Below are 1,299 nucleotides of genomic sequence, written 5' to 3' on the forward strand. Positions count from 1 at the left end.
ATTGAGCAAGACCATTGCCAGCACCGGCAAGGACGAAGCCACCGGCAACCTGGTGACCAAGCAATACAGCGTCAAGGGCCCGGTGATGTTGATGCTCACCACCACGGCCATCGACGTGGACGAAGAACTGCTCAACCGTTGTTTGGTGCTGACCATCAACGAAAGCCGCGAACAAACCGAAGCCATTCACGCAGCCCAACGCAAAAAACAAACCCTCGACGGCCTGCTGGCCGACGCTGAAAAACAGGCGATTACTCGCCTGCACCAGAACGCCCAGCGGCTGATCAAAACCGTGGCCGTGGTCAATCCGTTTGCTGACCAACTGACCTTTCTTTCGGACAAAACCCGGACCCGGCGTGACCACATGAAATACCTGACGTTGATTCGCTGCATTGCCTTGCTGCATCAGCATCAACGCCCGATCAAACACGTCGAGCATCGCGGCAAATCCTTGGCTTACATCGAGGTCACGAAGGGCGACATCGTGCTGGCCAACCGGCTGGCCCACGACATTCTTGGGCGCACCCTGGACGAACTACCGCCGCAAACGCGGCGGTTGCTGGAGCTGTTGCAAGGCTGGATCGAGGCCCGGAGTCAGGCGCAGGGACTCAAAGAAAAAGAGTTTCGCTTTGGCCGCAAGGACGTGCGCGAAGCCACCGGATGGGGTGATACCCAGTTAAAAATCCATCTGGGCCGATTGGCCGAGCTGGAATATTTGCTGCTGCACCGCAAGGGTTTGGCCCATGAATACACCCTGACGTATGACGGAAAAAGCGGTCATCAACCGCACCTGATGGGCCTGATTGATGCCGACCAACTCGACAACAAATCCGCCCGGTCGGGGGAATCAGAAGAACGGTCGGACTTAGGTCGGGCCATGGTCGGTAGTCAGTCGGACCCCCTGAACCACGCGCAAAGCCACGCTATTTCTGGCCTTGAGCCGAAAGCGGTCGGCCTGAATCAAAAACCACTGATCCAGCCGCCACAAAAAAACCACTCCGCGTTGTCCAGCGCCGTCTAAGTCGAGGTGGTTATGCCGAAAAAAGGCGAGAGCAAAAAACAGCGTGTTTCGGAAAAAATCATTGGCCCGCTGGGCGATCCCGGCAGCCTGTATTTTCAGATGAAACAGTTTCTGCAATACCAGCGCGAACGCAGCTACTCCGAACGCACCGTGGGCAACCGCGAACACCTGCTGATTGCGTTTATCCGTTGGTGTGACGAGCGGGGTTTGACCCGGCCGCAAGAAATCACCCGGCCGATTTTAGAGCGCTACCAGCGGCATCTGTTTTTATACCGAAA

Annotated in this window: 1 protein-coding gene and 1 pseudogene; both read left to right on the forward strand. The window is 56.7% G+C overall.

The genetic code is table 11. From position 1 onward, the window contains the following. Positions 1-52 precede the first annotated feature (52 nt). Positions 53-1,021, forward strand: a complete 969-nt coding sequence (locus tag M5G11_RS23965; RefSeq protein ID WP_273925393.1) for a hypothetical protein — start codon at positions 53-55, stop codon at positions 1,019-1,021. Positions 1,022-1,033: 12 nt separating this feature from the next. Continuing rightward, positions 1,034-1,299: pseudogene (locus M5G11_RS23970) on the forward strand (site-specific tyrosine recombinase XerC); the annotation flags it as partial.

Source organism: Pseudomonas fontis (assembly GCF_028656955.1).
In the GTDB taxonomy this organism is placed as follows: Bacteria; Pseudomonadota; Gammaproteobacteria; order Pseudomonadales; family Pseudomonadaceae; genus Aquipseudomonas; species Aquipseudomonas fontis.